Annotated in this window: 1 protein-coding gene; it reads left to right on the top strand. The window is 71.1% G+C overall.

Annotated features, from left to right (window positions below; translation table 11 throughout):
- Positions 1 to 28: 28 nt before the first annotated feature.
- Positions 29 to 2,173 (top strand): sensor histidine kinase (locus AC2W7C_RS17020; protein ID WP_486002436.1); only part of this gene is annotated, 2,145 nt, incomplete at its 3' end.

Genomic DNA, 2,173 nt, shown 5'->3' with positions numbered 1-2,173 from the left:
CTGAGTCACGGCGGCGGCGGTCTGGCTGGTGGCCGTGGCGCCGGGCGGAAGCGGGGAGGGCGCGCGCGCCTCGGCCAGCCGGGCGGTCCTGGCCGTTCTCGGCGTCAACCTGTTGCTCATCGCCGGGCTCGCCGTGGTGGTCGGCCGCCGCGCCGTCCGCCTGTTCCGGCGACGGACCGACGCGGGAGCCCGCCTGCATCTCCGCTTCGTCACCCTGTTCTCGATGGTGGCGCTGGTGCCGGCGGTCGTGGTCGCGCTTGTGTTCGGCGTCCTGGTCAATCGAGGCGTGGACCAGTGGTTCAGCGGCAATGTCCAGTCGGCCGTCGAGAACGGAGCGACCGTAGGGCGCGCCTATCTTCAAGACGTGTCCAACGAGATGGACGGCGACATCTATGTCGTCGCCGAGCAGCTCACAGGAGTTCGCTACCTGCTCGACAAGCGGATCCGCTTCTCCGACGCGCTGAAGCAGGTGGGCGAGCTTTTCGGCTACCCCGCAATCTACATCCTGGGGGCGGACGGCGAGGTTCTGGCCGCAGGCGAGTCCCTTGGCGCTCCGCCCTATGTCGCCCCGCCTCGCGAAGCCCTCGAGGAAGCCTCCGTCGAGGGCGGCCGGCCGGCCCAGCAGGTCACCGAGGGGCCCGACGCGGTGCGGTCGGTCATCGTCTTGCCGGCCTATGGCGACGCCTACCTCTACATGGTTCGACCGCTGAAACCGGGCCTGCTGGCCCAGATGCGCAACGGCGAGGAGTCGATCATCGCCTACCGGGAGGCGCAGGACAGCCGCGCCCGCATCCAGGCGGCCTTCGCCCTCAGCTATCTGGAGACCGCGCTTCTGGTGCTCGTGGGCGCCGTCTGGCTGGGCATGTCGGCGGCCAGCGCTATCTCGGCGCCGATCGGGCGCCTGGTCGAGGCCGCGGATCGCATCGCCGGAGGCGACCTGACGGCGCGGGTCGACGACGCCGGCGGGCCGGGAGAAATTCGCACCCTGTCTGCGGCGTTCAACCGAATGACCGGGGATCTGGAGGCGCAGCAGGCCGCGCTGAGGACCGCCAGCGAGGAGGCCACGGGCCGCACCCGCTTCATCGAGACGGTGCTGTCCGGCGTCTCGGCCGGGGTCATCGGCGTGGACCGCCAGCGCCGCGTCTCGGCCATCAACGACAGCGCGGTGGAGCTTCTGGCCATCGCCGACCCCGACATCATCGGCCGACCGCTCGGCGAGGTCTCGCCCGAGCTCAGCGAGCTGGCCGGCCGCGCCGAGGCCCATATCGAGGAAGAGATCGACGTCGGCCTAGAAGGCGAAACCCGGCGGCTGCGGGTGCGGATCGAGGGCGGCGTCGGCGGCGAGATGGTGCTGACCTTCGACGACATCACGCGCCTGGTGACGGCCCAGCGCAACGCCGCCTGGCGCGACGTCGCCCGCCGCATCGCCCACGAGATCAAGAACCCGCTCACCCCGATCCAGCTGTCGGCCGAGCGCCTGCGCCGCCGCTACCGTGCCCAGGTCGGCGACGACGTCGAGGTGTTCGACCGCTGCACCGAGACCATCATCCGCCAGGTCGGCGACATCGGCCGGATGGTCGACGAGTTCTCGTCCTTCGCCCGCATGCCGGCGCCCCGCTTCACCGCCGAGAACCCGGCCGAACTGCTGCGTGAGGCGGTATTCGCCCAGCGGGTCGCCGCGCCCGAGATCGGCGTCGACCTAGTCGAACCCCTGCCCAAGGTGGTGCTGCACGCCGACCGGCAGATGATCGGTCAGGCTCTGACGAACATCCTGAAGAACGCCGGCGAGGCGGTCGCCGCACGGCGCGAGACCGTGCCCCGGCCGGGCGACGGCTCGACGCCCGGCATCCGGGCGCGGCTGACCGTCGAGGACGGAATAGCCACCTTCGCCGTCGAGGACGACGGTCCGGGGCTGCCCGCCAAGGACCGGGATCGGCTGACCGAACCCTATGTGACCACGCGCGAGAAGGGCACGGGCCTGGGCCTGGCCATCGTCAAGCGCATCTGTGAAGAGCACGGCGGCGAGCTGAAGCTGGCCGACGCGGAAACCCTGTCAGGCGCCAAGGTGTGCCTGATCCTCCCCCTGAAATCCTCAACGCAACCGCGCGCGGCGGAGGACGAGCGCGCGCCGGCCGTCGCCTCCGCGCCGTCGCGACGCGATAGCGTCGCCGGA

Source organism: Brevundimonas sp. CURTG3B2_SDJG (assembly GCF_057364705.1).
Note: the sequence above shows the minus strand (reverse complement) of the source record. Positions and strands in the feature narration are given on the sequence as shown.